Here is an 18144-nt window from a genome sequence, read left to right as displayed (position 1 = left end):
TAATTATCGCAACCGATAAAAGTCGGTTAGAACGTTCTTATTTCTACGAAACCTTTAATTTTAGATTTGGGTAAGTTTTTCGGAGGAGTAAAAAACTTTGGTAACTATTCGCTGTCGGGAAGTATCTTTCCCAAATATCGAAGCGGTAATTTTTGACAAAGATGGTACGCTAGAAAATTCTGAAGAGTATTTGCGAAACCTCGGACAAAAACGAGCTCGCATGATTGATGCCCAAATTCCAGGAATCGGCGATCCATTGTTAATGGCATTTGGTATTAATGGCAATATCCTCGATCCCACCGGCTTGATGGCAGTTGGCAGTCGTCGCGAAAATGAAATTGCCGCCGCTGCTTATATCGCCGAAACCGGACGCGGGTGGTTGGAATCTTTGGCAATAGCACGTCGCTGCTTTGAAGAAGCCGATCGCATTTTCCAAAATACCCCGCCTTCCCCTCTATTTGTCGGCTGTTTGGAAGTGCTGCAATTTCTATCAGCAGCAGGATTAAAATTAGGGATGCTGTCAGCTTCTCGAACAGCACGAGTGAAAGAATTTGTCAAGCGACATCAGCTAAATGATTACATCCAGTTAGAAATGGGAGTAGATGAGGGCCCAAGCAAACCCGATCCAGCTTTATTTATAGAAGCTTGTCGCAAATTGGCCGTAGAACCGGGTGCTACCCTGATGGTGGGCGATTCTGTCGGTGATATTGAAATGGCCCGTCGTGCTGGTGCAGCTGGTTGTATTGGCATTTGTTGGGGAAAACCGGAAGCAGCTCATTTAGAAGCAGCAGATGTAGCGATCGGCCAACTAGACGAAATCCAGATAATTAAATAATTGCAGATTACACATTTGTGATAGCAAATTGAATGAGCGGTAGGGTATGTTAGCTTTGGGCGGTTAGCACCGTACCATCTTTTGCTAGGTGCTAACCGCCCGATCGGAAAAGCAAAATTTTGCATAACTCCTGAGAAGCGAGAAATACATCTGAGTAGGTAAATAACCCTCTCCATTCCCAGCGAGTTATGCAGCATAATGCCTTCAACGGCTCTTTAAAAAGCATCCCCACCAATCAAATAAAACCAACCCTTTCTTGTGCGCCGCTTTCCCTGTTTAAAAGCGGACAGTTGTTGTACCTAACACCTGAAAGTGAAGGTGGGTTGATCTTGCAGAACCCTTATTATGCAGATTTTGTTGGCCCTGGTGCCGCCGTGGGAAGTTACTTCGACATTAAATGTATTTCTGTTTACGCCATAGGAACAGTTAACTTTCACGCTCCAGTTACCTACTCAGAACGCCTACAGGCATTTCAAAGGCGAATGGCTTATATAGACAAGCTTAAAGAAATTTTGCTAGAACCATCGCGATTAGATCGAGCTTGTTTATTATTGACACAACTGTGTGAGTGGTTGGGAGATGATGAAGTCAGAGACATTCCCCATAAATTAACTGCCAAGCTGATTGCAGTGCAAGCAGAGATTGTCAAAAAAGCTTGGCAGCAACGTTTGAGAGAAACTACTACCAAAAAGTCAGAAACTTTGATAGTTCCCTAATTTTTTGCTAATTGGCTAACATCTATATGAATTAAGCTAATAAACTGGGTCTGCCTAAAAATGGTTTAAAAATGTAAAAAATTAACTCGTTTTATGTAGCATCAGCCAGGTATTCCGGTTTAGGGGCAAACAAATCGGCTTTCTTCATCGCAAAGCAGACTCTTGCGTTACTTTCACGCGAAGAAACCCGGTTTCTCCGATTACTTGACCGATGTTGTCGCCCCAGAGTGCATAAGTCCCGATCGACTTACTACTCGATTGGTCAAACTGAGTGATGGAAGTCTCTACCCAAGGGAAGAAATGTTGTTATGATGGCTGGTTACAGTGGCTGAAAATAGCCCAAACATTTTACTCGGCCCAATGTCCCAGGAGGATTTTGCCTTGTCTCGTCGCTACCTGTTTAGCTCGGAATCCGTTACCGAAGGCCATCCAGATAAAATCTGCGATCAAATTTCCGATACTATTCTAGATGCACTGCTCACACAAGACCCGTCCAGCCGCGTAGCCGCAGAAGTCGTCGTCAACACCGGCTTAGTACTGATTACCGGAGAAATCACTACCAAAGCTCAAGTTAACTACGTCGATTTAGCCCGCAAAAAAATTGCTGAAATTGGCTACATTGATGCTGATAATGGATTTTCTGCCAACAGTTGTGCAGTTCTGGTTGCCTTAGACGAACAATCTCCCGATATTGCCCAAGGGGTTAATGCTGCCGCTGAGACTCGCGTAGAGTCGAGCGAAGAGGCATTTGACGCCGTTGGCGCTGGAGATCAGGGTTTGATGTTTGGCTTCGCCTGCAACGAAACCCCAGAACTGATGCCCATGCCCATCAGTTTGGCACACCGCATTTCTCGCAGATTGGCAGCAGTAAGAAAGACAGGCGATTTGCCCTACCTGCGTCCGGATGGCAAAACTCAAGTAACGGTTGCCTACGAAGACGGCAAACCTGTTGGCATCGATACTATCCTGATTTCTACTCAACACGCCGCCACGATAGGCGATATTACAGACGCCGCCGCAGTACAAGCCAAAATTAAAGAAGACCTGTGGACAGCGGTCGTAGAACCAGTTTTTGCAGATATTGATGTCAAGCCGGATTCACAAACTCGCTTCCTTGTCAACCCGACTGGGAAATTTGTTATTGGTGGCCCCCAAGGAGATTCTGGGCTCACGGGACGGAAAATAATTGTAGATACCTATGGCGGCTACTCTCGCCACGGTGGTGGTGCTTTTTCCGGTAAAGACCCCACGAAAGTAGACCGTTCTGCTGCTTATGCTTGTCGTTATGCCGCTAAAAATATTGTTGCGGCAGGTCTTGCCGATAAGTGCGAAGTGCAGCTAAGTTATGCGATCGGCGTAGCTCGACCTGTCAGCATTATGGTAGAAACTTTCGGTACTGGCAAGGTAGATGATGAAATATTGCTGGATTTAGTGAAAGACCATTTTGAACTCCGTCCGGCAGGTATTATCGCCACCTTTAATTTGCGTCTCCTTCCCGCCGAACGCGGCGGTCGTTTCTATCAGAATGTCGCCGCTTACGGTCACATGGGACGCACCGATCTAGACTTACCTTGGGAGCAAACAGATAAGGCCGCTTTGTTGAAGGAAACAGCTGCTGCTAAAACAGCTGCTGCTTGCTGATAGTAATTGTAGGGTGGGCAATGCCCACCCTTGCTGGCAAGGTTTAGTAGTAACAGACGTAAGTTGAGTTAAGGTAAAAAAAGCAACCTAAATAATTATTTGGATAGGGCGGATTTTGAAGCGTTAAATGCTATCCAACCCACCCTAAATTTAGCTAACGATAGCCAATTTCATCTGTTAGCTATTTTACGTTTTCTTTGCCGAAAATGTACTCTCTAACAGCCTTAACTAGCTCGGATAATTCTTCGCGGTTCTTAGCGCCGAGTAAATAGCGATAAACGAACCAACCTGCATATCCCAAGCCAATTAGCTCAAAAGTTGGCGCTATCAAAGGAATTTCATTGATAGCATCCAACAAACCCGACAGCAGTTTGATACTGATAAAAACTAACAGAATTAAACTAACGCTGATTAAGGGTTGCTTGTATTTGTCAAAAAACTCGGTTAGGTAACTTGGCGGACTATCTATAAAACCCGATATTCTGTCCGCAACCTGCCGCCATTGTTGGGTAGAGGTTTCATTTGGCACTTCGGTCGGCAACGGTTCCTGTTCTGGCACCTTAACCTCTACTGTTGGCAGTTCCGTAGAGGGTTCCACAGGTTCCACAGGCGGTTTGGCAGCAGGGGCTACTGGTTGTGTTACGTTAACCTCTGAGTCTGGAACTTTTGTTTCTGGTGGATCGTTTGCTGGCAGTTTATCTTGCATATCTATCCTTGGGAATGAAAAATTGCAAATCTTTGCTATAGTTTACGCCGAAGCGACCCTTTTGGTTTTTATTGGAAAGATTATTTCGTTTAAGTTTTAATTAGTACTTCAACGCGCCTGTTCTTTTCCCTACCAGTCGGATTATCGGAGCCATCAGGATTATTATTAGGAGCAATTGGCTTAATTTTGCCAAATCCTTTGGTTTGCAGTCGATTCGGCTGGACTTTGAAAACATTAATCAAATAGTATTTGACTGCGGCGGCTCGGAGTTGGGAAAGTTTTTCATTGTAAGCATCATCTCCTTTGCTGTCGGTGTGTCCGTAAATAAAAATTTTTGCACCAAGACATGAAAAACGGGGTTCCTTGAACCCCTCAAAACTAGCTTCCCCAAAAACTACCTATGCGGATAAATATATAGGCTCACTTCCTATGTAGGAAGTAACTTTGACTGGTGGCGTCATCGGTTTGGCAATTAAAAACCCTTGGGCAAAGTTTGCTCCCCTTTCTCGCACCCATTCCAGTTCTTCCGTCAGCTCAATACCTTCAGCAATAGTCTTAATATTTAATTGTTGGGCTATTTCCAACAGTTTTTCAGTAATCAGTGCTTTGTATGGTTCTTGATGTACATTGTGAATCAGATGCCTATCCAACTTGATAAAGTCAGGACGTAGTTCGTGAATTAAATTCAAATTAGAATAACCTGTACCAAAGTCATCAAGTGCAATCAAAAATCCAGCTTCCTGGTAAAATTTCATAATCTTGATCAAATGATTTATATCTGGTGGCTGCTCTGATTCCATCACTTCAAAAACAACCCGATCGTGAGGAATCCCGGCTTCGCTAATCGCACGCACTGTCATGCGTAGGCAAGTAGTTGGGTCGTACACAGCCGTGGGAGAAAAATTAATAAAAATCTGCTCTTTAATACCATATTTGCTTGCTTCGCGGATTGCCATTTGTCGCGCTAAGGCATCTAGTTGAAAAACGAGACCAGCGTCTTGGGCGCTCGTAAATATGGAACCCGGACTAATTAGGTTATCATCCTTATCAAATCCACGCAGCAATGCCTCTTGTGCAAAAATTCGGGAAGTATCATCAGCATATACGATCGGCTGAAAATGACACGTCAAACGCTCTTGTGCCAATATATCTAACAACCACTCACACTTGTTGAGGCTGACAAAGTTATTCAGCGAGGTGATGCGAGAAAAATCCCGAAATAGCGGTTCCTCAGTTCCAGGCATCCATACAGCCTGCGTTTCTTTCAATTCTTTATTGGTAAGTTTGGATGTTAGTGTGGCGAGCAATATTTCAATATTATTACGATCCACAATAATTTTCAAGCATTGCTCATCTTTTAAAAGTTGGTGAGCCAGATCGGTTTTCCCCAAAGCGGGAATCAGCTTATTAAGCGTATGTACTACTGGAAACCACATATACAGCGTTCCCTTGTCCTGAATTTTGCTAGGTAGAGTTTCGCAACGAGTGCAGTTTCCTAAACCTTTGTCTATCTTCTGCATGGTAGATTTTGCTGTTAAGGTGGTGCAATAGAGTTTTGCTTTATTCATTTAGATAAACATCTATCTATAGTAGTAGAGACTTTTTTGTATCAGAGGAAACTAAAAATTAAACTAATAGAGCAAATCTTTTTAGTAACCTTAGATACACTTTAAGCTAAAGTTAAGACTTATGGTGGTTGTGTGCCAGCTGGCTACCAGCTAAAGAGTTAGACCTGTTAAGATCCGACTTGGATGGTTCGCAAATGTTCTGTCGAATCATTTCTGTAACAGCAAACTGTCCAGAGATGTAAGTATTGACGACTTGCGAATCAACCGACAGACAGAGCCCTATGAGCATAAAAATATAGTAATTAAATATAGTATGCAAGTATTTATTCCTACCAATTATATAAAGTAATTGTGAAGAAAATTGCTCTTTTTAATGTATTGCTATAAAATGAAATAAAATTTAAAATATTAAGATATCACTAGAAATAACTCAAATGAATTATTTGAGTTAGAGGCAAGCAAAGTTCCTTTTGTTTAATTTTTCGCAAAAAAGTAGATTTGATGAATTTTTCTTTAAAAAACCCGAACGAGAGAAATTTAATTTCTAAGCAAACAGAATTAATTGCCCAAACAAGCACAGTCTTATCGCCAGCCAAGCAAATCTATGAGTCTTCAACACGTCAGTATTACCGCTTCAGAGCCTTGTCAGACATTACAAGTACAAGAGCAAAAAATCACAGAGGTATCTTCAAGGGCAGTTGCCTTCTGGCAGAGCCAAAAAAAGCCTCAGCATTTGTTGGCTAATATACCGGGGCTAACTTATCAATTTTTACTTCGTAGAGATGGTTCCCTTAGTTTTCTATTCCTCAGTCCCAGTTTTCAGGAATTTTTTGAGATAGAGTCACCAGATATGGAAATGGATACGGAAACCCTCATTTCCATGCTGCATCCAGATGACCGAGAGGATTTTTTCAACTCTATAGCCGAAGCAGGCGGAATGTTGCGATCGTGGAGGTGGGCAGGACGTTTTATTTTGCCATCAGGACAAGTTAAATGGATTCAGTGGGATGCACAACCTTCGTTACAGGCGAATGGAAATATTTTCTGGAATGGGTTGTTGGTAGATGTAACAAGTCACCAGCAGTTGAATGCGGAAGTCGAACGACTTTCTTTCTTGCTCGGTTTGACCGATCGCTTACAAAGCTCTACAGACTTACAAGAAATTGCTGAGTTTGCTCTCGGTTACCTTGTCTGCGTTACAAACTGTGCCTTTGGAGATGTCAAAGTAATTCGCGACTTAAATGAAACTTATCAAGCTTGTACTCTCACCAACTACGTATCTGCCGAATTTGTAGCAGCTTATGGCAAGACAGCAGTAGCAGAAATGGAAGCAGCTTTGCAACGAGGTGTACCCAGAGGTCAAGGACTGCTTTGGCAAGTGGTAGAAACAGGTCAACCATTATTTATCGAGGATTATGCCAATCATCCCAATGCAGTACCGGCATTGCGTCATTCGGCAATTGGTGAACTCGGCATTTTTCCGATTCCGGCTACAGATGGTACGGTTATAGGTGTACTCACTTTAGAGTCTCGTAATTTGCGCCAACTTCAGGATACTTTGCAAAAAGATTTACTCTTAGCTGCTTGTCGTATTTTGGGAGTTCGGATCGAACGGGCAAAGGCGCAAGAGTGTCTGCAAAGAACGAATACTGAGTTGCAATCGACTTCTCAACTATTGAGACAGCAAACCCAAGAGTTAGAGAAAACACTACAAGAACTGCAACAGGCTCACATCCAACTTGTTCAAAGCGAAAAAATGTCTAGCTTGGGTCAGCTAGTTGCTGGTGTTGCCCACGAAATTAACAACCCAGTCAGTTTCATCCACCGAAATATCGACCATGCAGATAAATATTTTCAAAATATGTTAAGTTTGCTGCAACTCTACGAACAGCATTATCCCCAACCTGTGCCTGAAATTAAATTGGCAATAGAAGAAATCGACTTCGATTTTTTAAGAGAAGATTTACCCAAACTAATCTGTTCTATAAAAGTAGGAGCGGAGCGCATTCGCGATATTGTCTGCTCTCTACGTAATTTTTCTCGTATAGATCGGGCGGAAAGGAAGGCTGTAGACATTCACGAAGGCATCGATAACACTTTGGTTCTTTTGAACAATCGGCTAAGGGCACAGCAGGGTCGTCCTGAAATTCAGGTGTTGAAAGAATATGGCGATATACCTCCGGTCGAGTGTTACCCAGGAGAACTCAATCAGGTATTTATGAACATTATTGCTAATGCTATTGATGCTTTGTCAGAGGTGGAAGAGCAAGGGGGAAATTCCCAAAGATCGATCGCCGAGTGCCAATTACCTACGATTTGGATTCGTACCGAAGTAATCGATAGTTCGAGGATTGTAATTAGGATTGCAGATAATGGCCCAGGTATACCAGAATCGTTGCAGTTGCGTATATTCGATCCTTTTTTTACAACAAAACCTGTTGGTAAAGGGACTGGCTTGGGACTATCGATTTCCTATCGGATTATCACCGAACAACACAGGGGTTTGTTAAAGTGTATTTCCGCTCCGGGACAGGGAACAGAATTTGCGATCGTGCTACCGCAGACACTAAGCGATCGAAATGCTGTTGCTACTGTCAAAACAGCATATTTAGATGACGGGAATTCAGCAAATACTTGAACTATCTTAAACAGATTCCCGATGTACCGTATCGGGAGAAAAAGCTGGTAAGCAGATAGCAATATATTCGGCTCCCTCTGCGGTGGGGGTGCTGTAGCGGACCCATTCTCCCTTACGTACAATCACAGCTTGTCCCGCTCGAACATCCACCTGACCGCCCTCGTATTCCACTCGCAGCATACCTGTGAGTACAACCGTAAACTCGTCGAACTCCGGACGCTGACCCGGTTCTATCCAGCCGCTAGGTGAACGCATATGGGCAATGCTGACAGCTTCAGTTTGGCTGTTAGCGCGACCGATATACTCGTCGATCAGTTTGGGCTTATTTCCTGCTGCTTGAATGCGGGTGGGTTTTTCAATTAATTGGGGCATGGTTGTTTATTTAAAATGCTGACAAATTCTGGAAAAAATAGCCATTATCATTATATTTTGGCAACCATCGAAGTTTCAAACAAGCCTAGTGTCTTGTCCCATATTTCTTATTTCAACTTAAACAAATTCTCCTTTTGCTATTATAATCGCCTTTCCACCTACATTAACTTCAATGCCAGCCTCACCTTTTTGCGCTTTTAATAATAGCAAAGAAGGTCTACCAATTTCATATCCTTGCTCAACTCGCAGATCGATCGCATTTTCACCAAAATAAGCATACTCAACTAAATAACCAGCCAAACAACCATTTGCACTTCCAGTAGCCGGGTCTTCCGGAACTCCCATTGCATCGGCAAACATTCGCACGTTCAAATGATTTTCCGAACTGTAGGTTTCCGGACAAAAAACCAGAATCGCCTTAGCTTGAGTATTACTTATTAACTCAAAATATTTGTCTTGGTTAACCTTGATTCTCTTCACAGCCGCAAGATTTTTCAACGGCACAATAATAAATGGCACACCAGTTGAAACTTCTTCAATCGGAAATCTGGTATCAATTTCTTCTACATCTAAATTCAGAACAGGCGCAATCTTATTTGGCGATAAACCCTGTCCGAAAGTAGGCGTTTTTTGGCGCATCCACAACCATTCAACTACTTCACCCGCATAATGAACGGTTACCGGAATTTGTCCTATCTTCAAATTTAAGATAATCGTTTCAACTGGTTGTTGGATAATTTCTTGTTGCAAAACATAAGCAGTTCCCAAAGTCGGATGTCCGGCAAAAGGTAACTCTTGTTCCGGTGTAAATATCCGCACATCATAACCGCCATCTCGCATTTGAGGAGATGTAATAAATGTGGTTTCCGAATAATTCATCTCCTTAGCAATGCGCTGCATATCGGGATCGGATAATTTCGCAACGCCATCACCCGCAAACACAGCTAATTGATTTCCGGTGTATTTTCCTACAGCAAATACATCGACGATGTAAAAATTCAGCATATTTAATTTCCTTCGCGTCCTTCGCGTCTTCGCAGTTTGAATTATATCCTGTCCGGTAGCATCGGTAGGACAGGATATTACGGCTATTGCCTAACTTAGCCTACAAAAGTTAAGGCAAACAGCGAATTGCTTCTAACAAACCCCTGGCTTTATTGAGAGTTTCTTCATATTCTGTTTCCGGAACAGAATCAGCAACCAAACCGGCACCTGCTTGCACAGAAACGGTATGTTTGCCGTTACCTCGATCGCGGACAACCATAGTGCGAATTGCGATCGCACTATTCAACTGTCCTTCAAAATCATAATATCCATAAGACCCAGAATAAGGGCCACGCCGACATCCTTCTAACTCGTGGATAATTTCCATCGCCCTAATTTTTGGCGCACCGCTAACAGTTCCGGCGGGGAAACAAGCTTTCAATAAATCCCACGCATTCTTATCAGTAGCAAGTTCTCCCAACACATTACTAACGATGTGCATAACGTGGGAATAACGTTCGATCGACATTAATTCATCGACTTTCACCGTACCGTTTTTGCAGACGCGACCTAAGTCATTTCTTCCCAAGTCAACCAGCATAACGTGTTCGGCAATTTCCTTGGGGTCTTGCAACAAATCCTCTGCCAATGCAGTATCTTCTTGGGGTGTTTTACCGCGTCGGCGAGTACCTGCGATCGGTCGCAATGTTGCTACACTTCCCCCAGATGAATCGCGAAAAGCTTTCACCATCACTTCCGGACTGGAACCGATAATCTGCCAATCCCCGAAGTTAAAATAACCCATATAAGGCGAAGGATTAATCAATCGCAGAGATCGATAAAGTGCAAAGGGGTCGCCAGTGTATTCCGTTGAAAGTCGTTGAGAAAGTACAACTTGGAAAATATCCCCCGCTTTGATATAATCCTTTGCTTTTTGCACATTTTCGCAGAACTTTTCGCGGGAAATATTGCTGGTATACTGAATTTCTCCTGTATCCGTTCCCGGAGGCTTCCACGCCAAAAGGTTACTCTGCTGGGAAAGGGGAGATTGTAATTTGTTGACCAGCTGGGTAACGCGATCGCACGCCTGCTTGTAAGCTATTTCCAAATCTACTTTCGGATCTCGCAAATCTGCATATGCGATCGCCCAAATTTTCCGCTTCACCTGGTCAAAAATCAGCAAGTGATCGACTTGCATCCACAAGCCATCCGGCAAATCTTCTGTCCCACCTGCATATATCGGTACTCGCGGTTCGATCCAGCGAATTAGTTCGTAACCCCAAAACCCGAACAAACCGCCTATTCCCGGCGGTAGCTGCGGCAATTTTATCGGTTGATAAGGCGTCAGACAATCAGTCAAAGCTTTAAAAGGGTCGCCTTCAAACTCCACAACCCTACCATCGCGGTGGTGCTGAATCGTGCGATCGCCTCTTGCCTCCAAAATCCACAGGGGGTCGCATCCCAACAAACTGTAGCGTCCGATTTTCTCCCCACCTTCCACAGATTCTAGCAGGAAGCTGTAAGGCTGTCCCGCACAAACTCGATACCAAGCAGAAACGGGGGTATCCAGATCCGCCACCCATTCTTGGTAGACGGGGACAAAGTTACCTTGCTTAGCCAGTTCGCAAAATTGGGAGAAATCGGGGAATATCATAATTTTATTGGGTTTGGATAGGAGCGATCCGGTTTTACCAAATTCTGAATATGCAGCCAAATCGCCACCACACTACAGTTTTTCACTCCTAGTGCGAACCCGTCAAGTCTAAGTCTAAATTTCTCCCCTATCTTCTATGAGAGAACAAGCTGACACATTCTTGTAACCTTCTTCTGGCATTAGAATCATCTGGTACTTGGTTAAAATTTAATCTATTGTAGGTTGCCAAATCGATCGGGTCTCCGCGTCTGAGTTCTGGAACACTACCCATACCGATCTCATACTCCCTAGTAACGTTAGCGATCGCATTTCCCCTTATTGTCCCTTTAAGGCAATACCCTTCTTCCCTATACCTATACTTAAATCCTATTGCTGTATTTGCTATTTTGCGAAAAACCAGGTAATCAACATCTTGTCGATTTGGCAAACGCGATTTACCATAAAAATAGTTGCCATTGGCTAAACTTTGCACTGTCTGTCTCGATTGCTTTATATCTTGGAAGTGAGACTGTGCCAAACTCGGTAAACGCACAGTTCCTAAAATTGCCAAGCTCAATCCAAACCCAAGTATTGCTTTGCCTTTCATAAACATCCTTAATTCTATCTTCTGGAGGGTAACCCAACCATACAGCCAGCAGCATTAAACTGTCGCACTACTTTATCTACATCCTGCACGTTTGCAGATAACTGTGCAAACTGTCTTGCTGCTTGCAAAACTGTGGGAGAGTTATATGGAATTTCGACGGGAATATCTGCGCGATCGTTCCTCACAGTTACTACTCCTAGATAATCTCCTTCCTTTAAAATTACTTCTTTGTCATCGGTTCGGATTACCCCATTAGATACAGTTCCCAAACCGAACTCAGCTTCTTGTATGCCAATGTAAATAAGGCAAACACGACCTCTTATATTGGAAGGATAAACACTCAGACCTTCTTCATATCCCGACCATTTACCCAAAAAAGGTGCAACCGCTGGGTCTACCCTCGACCAAGCTCTCACAAAAGATTCTCTCCTTTGTTTTTCTGCTTGACTGCGACTGTCTCCAACATTATTCCTACGAATCTGCTCGCGTAATTTCGATCGCAATCTTTGTATTTCCGAGCCCGTAGGATATCGCTCAATCTGTTGCTGTGAAAAAACTGGTAAAAAGCCAGCACTTATAATTGTTAAACTCAAGCCCAGGCTAATTTTCGCTATGCTATTGGTTAATTCTTTTTTCATTTTTGCATTAACGGAATAGTTCGTTCAAAAATTTATATACCGTCTGCTAGCATCGGTTGCAAAAAAAACGCTTTCTTATCTGCGTTTATCTGCGTTTTCATCTGCGGTAAAAATTTAACTCCCGATCTCCACAGATAATTTTTCGCATCGCTCATATACTACCGATGTAACCGGACAGGATATTATTTATCATCATACTAACGATAAAACTTAAGTCCCGGAAAGATAAATCTTTCCGGGACTTAATTGTTTCTAGGAATGCTGGATTATTGCCAGCAAAATAATTGTGACATTCCACACAGAAAATATCTGTAGGATTCTTGGGCTCATCTTTTTGGATGATATCTAGGCTTTACAACCTAATCCTCAAGCGTTTACCAGCTTCTAGACTGGCAGTTTCCGTCTGCCCTACGGTACTTTTCTGATGTTAACAAGCTCAGAACCGATTAGACATCGGAAGGAGTACGACCGCTAAACTTCACCTTTGCAGGATCGGGATTGCTGCCGATGTTGCGAGCTTTGGAATTTTTCGCCTCACGACCTGGGTTCACTTTTTCCGGGAAGACGCCATCAGCAGGGTGCAGGTACTGGATTTCACCGTTGGGGAAAACGCGGTAAATCTTGTAGTTGTTGATTTTGAACTTAGCACGCAGTTGCTGACCGCCCAAGGCAATACATTGTTCCTTACGGGCCAGGTAGAGAAGATTGTCACCCTGCCGCATGACAGCAGCGCCACCGGTAGGCATTTCAAACACCTGTTCTTTAGGGCTAGTCCAGGTGATTGCGTACTTCTCTTCTATTTCTGCTTTGCTTAGCAAGCCGCCAGTGCTGCCGCCGAATAAAGGTGCTTGTCCAGTCAAAGTTTCTGCCATAGATTCCTCTCTCAACTTTTTAGGGAATCCTATCACCGAGACAACGCTTGTTTTGCTAATCTGTCAAGAACTGTAACAGTTCTTCAGCTTTTGGGTATGGGCCAATGGCTAGGGGTTAGGGGTTAGGGCGTCGGGAAGAGGGAAGAGGGAAGAGGGAGAAGGAAAAGGGAAGAGAGAAAATATTAATTCTTCTGCTCCCCCACTCCCCCGCTCCCCCGCTCCCCTCTTCCCTAACCCCGACGCCCTAACCCCTAGCCCCTAGACCCTAGCCGTCGATCGCTTTTATTTGGCCGCTTTTGCTCGCCGCTACCTTCAACGATCGGAATGGTGAAGTGCAACTGACTGCCTTGGTCTTTGCCGGCAGACTCGGCCCAAATCTGACCGCCCCAACCGTTGACGATCTGGCGACAAATTGCCAATCCCAGACCTGTACCGCCTGTTGTTCTTCTCAAGGCTCCTTCTTCTTGGTAAAACCTGTCAAAAACGGTTTCCAGACGGTTTGGTTCGATGCCGCGACCGGTATCTGCCACTGTAACTTCCAGCATTTTATTGCCGTTTGGTCGAGCTTGGATAATTACCTGCCCCTTCGGTGCCGTAAACTTACAAGCGTTGTCCAGCAGCTTGGAAAGTACTTCTACAAGCCATTCACCGTCAGCCCGCACCAGAGGCAGTTTGCTGGGTACTTCCGTGCTAATCTGAGGCAATTGCTCTTTGAGCAGACGGGCGCGAGCGCTGCTGATGGCTAATTCGACACACTCTTGCAATTGCAAGGGTTCCGGGTGCCATTGCACTCGACCGCTTTCGAGTTGGGAAAGGGTAAGGAAATCCTGCACCAGTTTCCGCATCCGTTCCGCATCTGTCAGGGCCGAATTTAGCATTATCTGTCGCAGGTCGGGCAACATATCCGGTTCGCTGGCTAAGCTTTCCAGACAAACTTGAATGGTGGATAGGGGGGTACGCAGTTCGTGACCGGTAATGGCAATCAAGTTGCTGCGGGTGCGTTCTAGGGCTTCCAACTGGTCGTTGAGGTCTTCTAAGTTGGCGTAGGCTTCGGCTTGAATGAGGGCGACCCCGATTTGGGTAGCGATCGCTTCCACCAATGCCAGATCGTCTTCTTGCCATTGCTGGGGCGTCGCACCGCAGTGATGCAGTTCTACCATTCCCAACAATTTGCCTTTATCCAGTACCGGTACGAGCAGCCAGGATACTATTTTGAAGCGATCGATCAATGCTTTCAGCTTCGGTGTGTTGGCAATCCTGGGATCTTGCCGAGTTTCTGCCACATATAGCGGTTCTTGAACTTGCACTACTTCCTGAAACAGGGGATTATCCTGCAAAGGCCAGCTTTGCCCTGCCAGAGAGCTAACACCTGTACTTAAAAACTCGTGTAGATTTGTCGAGGTAACATCTGTTTCTTTGCAACGGTAAATCAAACACCGACATACTTGTAAAGCCTGCCCCAACTCTTGTGCCGCTCCTTTGAGAATTTCATGCGGGTTCAGGGATTTCCGAATTGCCGATGTAATGGAATTTACCAGTCGTTCTTTCCGTTCCTGATCTGCGATCGACTTATAGGCTTTGAGCAATTTGTACTGCCCTGCTTGCAAGTAAGTCACCAGTCGCTGGGCAAAAGGATCTGGGTCGATCTCATGGAAACCCGATGATGTTTCCGTCAGAAACTTTCTTTGAGCTTGCTCTATTTTCTCCTGTAACTCAGGCCGATAAACCAATATTTTGTTAAGTAAGAATTCTGCCGCTTTACAACTCACCTGGCGATCGAAAGTCCAAATTCCTTCAAATCTCCGAGATGGGTCTACATATCCGGCTGTTGGCCCAGCAATATTTAAAGCCGCGTCACATACCTCAGTATCGAAGTTCAATTGCTCAGATGTCAGTGGTGCTGGGGCTTGTCGTTCTCGGCAAACAAGGCAGCTGGCGTACTGCTGCCCAATTACCACTAAATGCCACTCTTGACTTAGGGTATCTTCACGATCGAACGCCACCATCTCGTAGGAGTCCGAGCGACTGGTAAAGTCAGTTTCCGGTGCCGCCAGTACATATACCTGATCGCTTTTTTCTGCAACCCGTTTGTAGCGATGCGCTTCCTGACGGTAGAAGCGCTCTCGTTGAAAGCTTGCAATCACTAGCGGCTCGTCTGACCCCGCTAAAACTTGGTCTTCCATCGCGTGAGAGAGCGCCGTGAGGGAAGACTTGAAATACATTTGCGGTCGCAATTGGGGCAGGTCTTGCAGCAAATCTGCCAGCACAGACGTCTGGATGCTCATGGATGTTTTTTGGTTCAAGTCTGAGCGGATATCCACTTATCTGGCATTTGGCGCGGTAATATTGGCAGCCGCGCCAAATCCCTGAGTTAAAAGAGCGATAAAGCTACCTAAAACCTTGACTCAATCTCTTGGTGCTGGAGCTTTAGCTCAGTATGTTGGCATGAGTTGAGCAGATTTTGTTAATTTCTAGTTTACCTTTCAACGATCCCTGCGGCAGATCGATACTTTGTTGACAAAATCGCGATCGACTTGTTATCTTTAATTCATAGTCATAACGAGTTCGCTTTACTTGCTCCACCCAGATGTAGAGTGTGGAGAAGAAAGTGCTTGCTTAACTTGAATTAAGTATTTTTGCATTTAGTAAAGAGCGTCCTCATATCAATTTAAGAGAGAGCAATTATGGTGAAAGTAGTTGGAATTGGTGGTAGTTTGCGGCCCGACTCGTACAGTCAGCAGGCGTTGAGAATAGCCGCCCAACGAGTAGAAGCGTTAGGTGCCGAAGTCGAGATCCTCGACCTGCGAGAAATGCAGCTGCCATTTTGCAACGGGGAAGAAGAATATCCCGATTACCCGGATGTGGAACGTTTGCGAAATGCTGTTAAAGGGGCAGATGCTTTAATTTTGGCCACCCCAGAATATCACGGTAGCCTCAGCGGTGTGTTGAAAAATGCACTGGACTTGATGAGCTTTGACGAGCTGAGCAACAAAGTTACTGGATTGATCAGCGTCTTGGGCGGACAATCCAACAGCAACGCACTCAACGACCTGCGGGTGATCCTCAGATGGGTACATGGTTGGGTCATACCCGAACAGATTGCGATCGGTCAAGTCTGGAAAGCGTTTGGCCCCGATGGCAAGCTACTCGATGAGAAACTTTCCCAGCGCTTCGATGGATTTGCACAAAGTTTAGTAGAAAGCACCCGCAAACTGCGAAGCGCTGCTTAGGTTTTTGTCGATTGCCAAGTAGGGTGGGCAGTGCCCACCCGATTTTTTGAGGCGCGATCGTACCTAGAGTTCTGTGAATTTACGTAGGTATATGTAATTTATATATCCAGATAAATTAGAATTCACATAAAATTTACTAGCAACTAGGTTGTGTAAAGATTGAATGATGTTTCGCCATCATGTATTTTCATCAATGTGTTGCCCGGTTACCATAAACTAAACGCTTAAGTTTGTAGGTATATTATGCAACTGAGGAAAATTTCTAATCAAATACAGCTAATAGTTCCGATCGCAGCCAGCTTAGCATTAGGCATTTCGACTCAAGCTTATGCAGCCAGTCTGGGCCCAGTCTCCGATTACAATGTCTTCACCTTGGGCAACTTCAACCAATGGAGTACCGACGTAGAAGGTAAACTGGCTGTTGGCGGTAACGCCACTTTCACAGGCGGCTTTGGCGTGGGATCTCACCTGGGTAGCAATAGCGGCAACGTACTGGTAACAGGCGGTAATTTGAATCTGAACAACGGCCAAGTTTACCACGGTAACGCCGTCTACGGTGGCACAGCTAACGTATCGGGAGTAGGGTTTCCCAGCGGTACACTGAGTCAGGGCAATCCTCTAGACTTTAATGCTGCCGGAGATTATCTCATCGGCTTATCCTCTTATTTAGGAGGTTTAACTGCCAACGGAACTAAAAATATTGCCTATGGCGGAATTACCTTAACGGGATTGGATTCAAACCTCAACATTTTTAATCTATCAGCATCTGATTTGGCTAATGCTAATAGCTTCAACATTAACGTCGCCAATGGTTCTACGGTGGTAGTCAACGTCAGTGGTGATGCTGCTAAGATGCAATACTTTGGTTTTAACATTAACGGCAGCCCAGAAAACGCTCAAAGGCAAAAAGTTCTTTACAACTTTTATGAAGCCACTAATCTAAGTGCTACCGGCATTGGCATTCAAGGTAGCATTCTTGCACCTCTTGCTGCTTTCAACTTCACCAACGGTCAAATTAACGGTAACGTTATCGCTGCTTCTTTAACAGGAAATGGCGAGTCTCACAACTACTTATTTAATGGCACTTTACCCGATATGCCTTCCGGCGGTACTGGTGGCGGTACAGATGTTGGCGGCGGTACAGGCGGCGGTACTGGTGGCGGTACAGATGTCGGTGGCAGTACAGGCGGTGGTACTGGTGGTGGTACAGATGTCGGTGGCGGTACTGGTGGTGGCGAGACAGTTGCTAAAGTTCCGGAACCAACAACCCTGCTTGGTTTAGGCTTAGTTGGTTCATTACTGGGTGTGATTCGACGCAAGCACAAGTAATTGGCATCCTCCCCACCAAACCCGATACCAAAACCCGGTAAATAACCCGGTTATAATTGAGGGGATAAATTTCGTCAAAACCTTCTATACCAAGCTTTTAACGACTCAAAAGCAAAAAGGGTTTTTTTTTACTGCGATGTTGCGTTGAAAGCCCCATCCCCTCGTGGGTGGGGATGAAAACGCAACCAACAAACAAAGCGGAGCAACATTTGTCTTTTTGTGGTAATATGAGTACCATAAATAAGTTAATCACACCATGCTAACCCTCGAAGCAAAATTATATGGAAAAACTGAGCAGTTCAAAGCCTTAGATGAGGCAATAAGGACTGCTCAGTTTATTCGTAATTACTGCATTCGATACTGGATGGATAATGC

Annotated in this window: 16 protein-coding genes; 6 read left to right on the top strand and 10 right to left on the bottom strand. The window is 44.6% G+C overall.

Annotated elements, in window-relative coordinates:
• The first annotated feature begins 97 nt into the window (after positions 1-97).
• The 3 genes from H6G03_RS19850 to metK all read left to right on the top strand — a co-directional run bounded on the left by H6G03_RS19850 (position 98) and on the right by metK (position 3192).
• Entirely contained in the window at positions 98-835 is a 738-nt protein-coding gene (locus tag H6G03_RS19850) for an HAD family hydrolase (RefSeq protein WP_190467197.1), read from the top strand.
• Positions 836-1023: 188 nt separating this feature from the next.
• Positions 1024-1551, top strand: coding sequence for a hypothetical protein (locus H6G03_RS19845; protein WP_190467194.1), 528 nt, complete (start codon positions 1024-1026; stop codon positions 1549-1551).
• Between the two features lie 381 nt (positions 1552-1932).
• Positions 1933-3192 carry a methionine adenosyltransferase gene (gene metK, locus H6G03_RS19840; protein WP_242057001.1) on the top strand — a complete coding sequence of 420 codons (1260 nt, stop codon included), beginning with the start codon at positions 1933-1935 and terminating at the stop codon, positions 3190-3192.
• Positions 3193-3373: 181 nt separating this feature from the next.
• Here metK and H6G03_RS19835 read toward each other — a convergent pair whose 3' ends face one another.
• The 3 genes from H6G03_RS19835 to H6G03_RS19825 all read right to left on the bottom strand — a co-directional run bounded on the left by H6G03_RS19835 (position 3374) and on the right by H6G03_RS19825 (position 5466).
• On the bottom strand, positions 3374-3898 hold the full coding sequence (locus tag H6G03_RS19835) for a CAAD domain-containing protein (protein WP_190467192.1): 525 nt from the start codon (positions 3896-3898) through the stop codon (positions 3374-3376).
• A gap of 89 nt (positions 3899-3987) precedes the next feature.
• Complete coding sequence (locus H6G03_RS39540) at positions 3988-4224, bottom strand: OmpA family protein (protein WP_407650753.1); 237 nt, start codon at positions 4222-4224, stop codon at positions 3988-3990.
• Positions 4225-4296: 72 nt separating this feature from the next.
• Positions 4297-5466, bottom strand: coding sequence for an EAL domain-containing protein (locus tag H6G03_RS19825; protein ID WP_242057000.1), 1170 nt, complete (start codon positions 5464-5466; stop codon positions 4297-4299).
• Positions 5467-6070: 604 nt separating this feature from the next.
• Here H6G03_RS19825 and H6G03_RS19820 point away from each other — a divergent pair.
• Positions 6071-8104 (top strand): GAF domain-containing sensor histidine kinase, encoded by a 2034-nt coding sequence (locus H6G03_RS19820; RefSeq protein WP_190467190.1) that lies wholly within the window; start codon positions 6071-6073, stop codon positions 8102-8104.
• A 6-nt stretch (positions 8105-8110) separates the two neighbouring features.
• On the opposite strand, the gene H6G03_RS19815 is transcribed toward H6G03_RS19820, so the two are convergent.
• The 7 genes from H6G03_RS19815 to H6G03_RS19785 all read right to left on the bottom strand — a co-directional run bounded on the left by H6G03_RS19815 (position 8111) and on the right by H6G03_RS19785 (position 15495).
• Entirely contained in the window at positions 8111-8476 is a 366-nt protein-coding gene (locus H6G03_RS19815; RefSeq protein WP_190467188.1) for a cupin domain-containing protein, read from the bottom strand.
• 117 nt (positions 8477-8593) lie between these two features.
• The gene (locus H6G03_RS19810; RefSeq protein ID WP_190467185.1) at positions 8594-9481 is read right to left on the bottom strand and encodes a PhzF family phenazine biosynthesis isomerase; all 888 of its coding nucleotides are present in this window, start codon (positions 9479-9481) and stop codon (positions 8594-8596) included.
• A gap of 109 nt (positions 9482-9590) precedes the next feature.
• Positions 9591-11114: an anthranilate synthase component I gene (gene trpE / locus H6G03_RS19805; protein ID WP_190467181.1), complete on the bottom strand. Its 1524-nt coding sequence runs from the start codon at positions 11112-11114 to the stop codon at positions 9591-9593.
• 127 nt (positions 11115-11241) lie between these two features.
• Positions 11242-11700, bottom strand: coding sequence for a hypothetical protein (locus tag H6G03_RS19800; protein WP_190467179.1), 459 nt, complete (start codon positions 11698-11700; stop codon positions 11242-11244).
• Between the two features lie 14 nt (positions 11701-11714).
• A complete protein-coding gene (locus H6G03_RS19795) occupies positions 11715-12338 on the bottom strand; it encodes a hypothetical protein (RefSeq protein WP_190467176.1) in 624 nt (207 codons plus the stop codon).
• Positions 12339-12784: 446 nt separating this feature from the next.
• Positions 12785-13210, bottom strand: a complete 426-nt coding sequence (psaD, locus tag H6G03_RS19790; protein ID WP_190467174.1) for a photosystem I reaction center subunit II PsaD — start codon at positions 13208-13210, stop codon at positions 12785-12787.
• A 251-nt stretch (positions 13211-13461) separates the two neighbouring features.
• Positions 13462-15495: a DICT sensory domain-containing protein gene (locus tag H6G03_RS19785; protein WP_190467173.1), complete on the bottom strand. Its 2034-nt coding sequence runs from the start codon at positions 15493-15495 to the stop codon at positions 13462-13464.
• Positions 15496-15894: 399 nt separating this feature from the next.
• Between H6G03_RS19785 and H6G03_RS19780 the strand changes: the two genes are divergently transcribed.
• Together H6G03_RS19780 and H6G03_RS19775 are read left to right on the top strand one after the other, a co-directional pair.
• Entirely contained in the window at positions 15895-16440 is a 546-nt protein-coding gene (locus H6G03_RS19780) for an NADPH-dependent FMN reductase (RefSeq protein ID WP_190467166.1), read from the top strand.
• 243 nt (positions 16441-16683) lie between these two features.
• Positions 16684-17769, top strand: coding sequence for a choice-of-anchor A family protein (locus tag H6G03_RS19775; RefSeq protein WP_190467156.1), 1086 nt, complete (start codon positions 16684-16686; stop codon positions 17767-17769).
• Positions 17770-18144: the final 375 nt, after the last annotated feature.

The sequence above is a fragment of the Aerosakkonema funiforme FACHB-1375 genome (genome assembly GCF_014696265.1).
Classification (GTDB): Bacteria; Cyanobacteriota; Cyanobacteriia; order Cyanobacteriales; family Aerosakkonemataceae; genus Aerosakkonema; species Aerosakkonema funiforme_A.
Note: the sequence above shows the minus strand (reverse complement) of the source record. Positions and strands in the feature narration are given on the sequence as shown.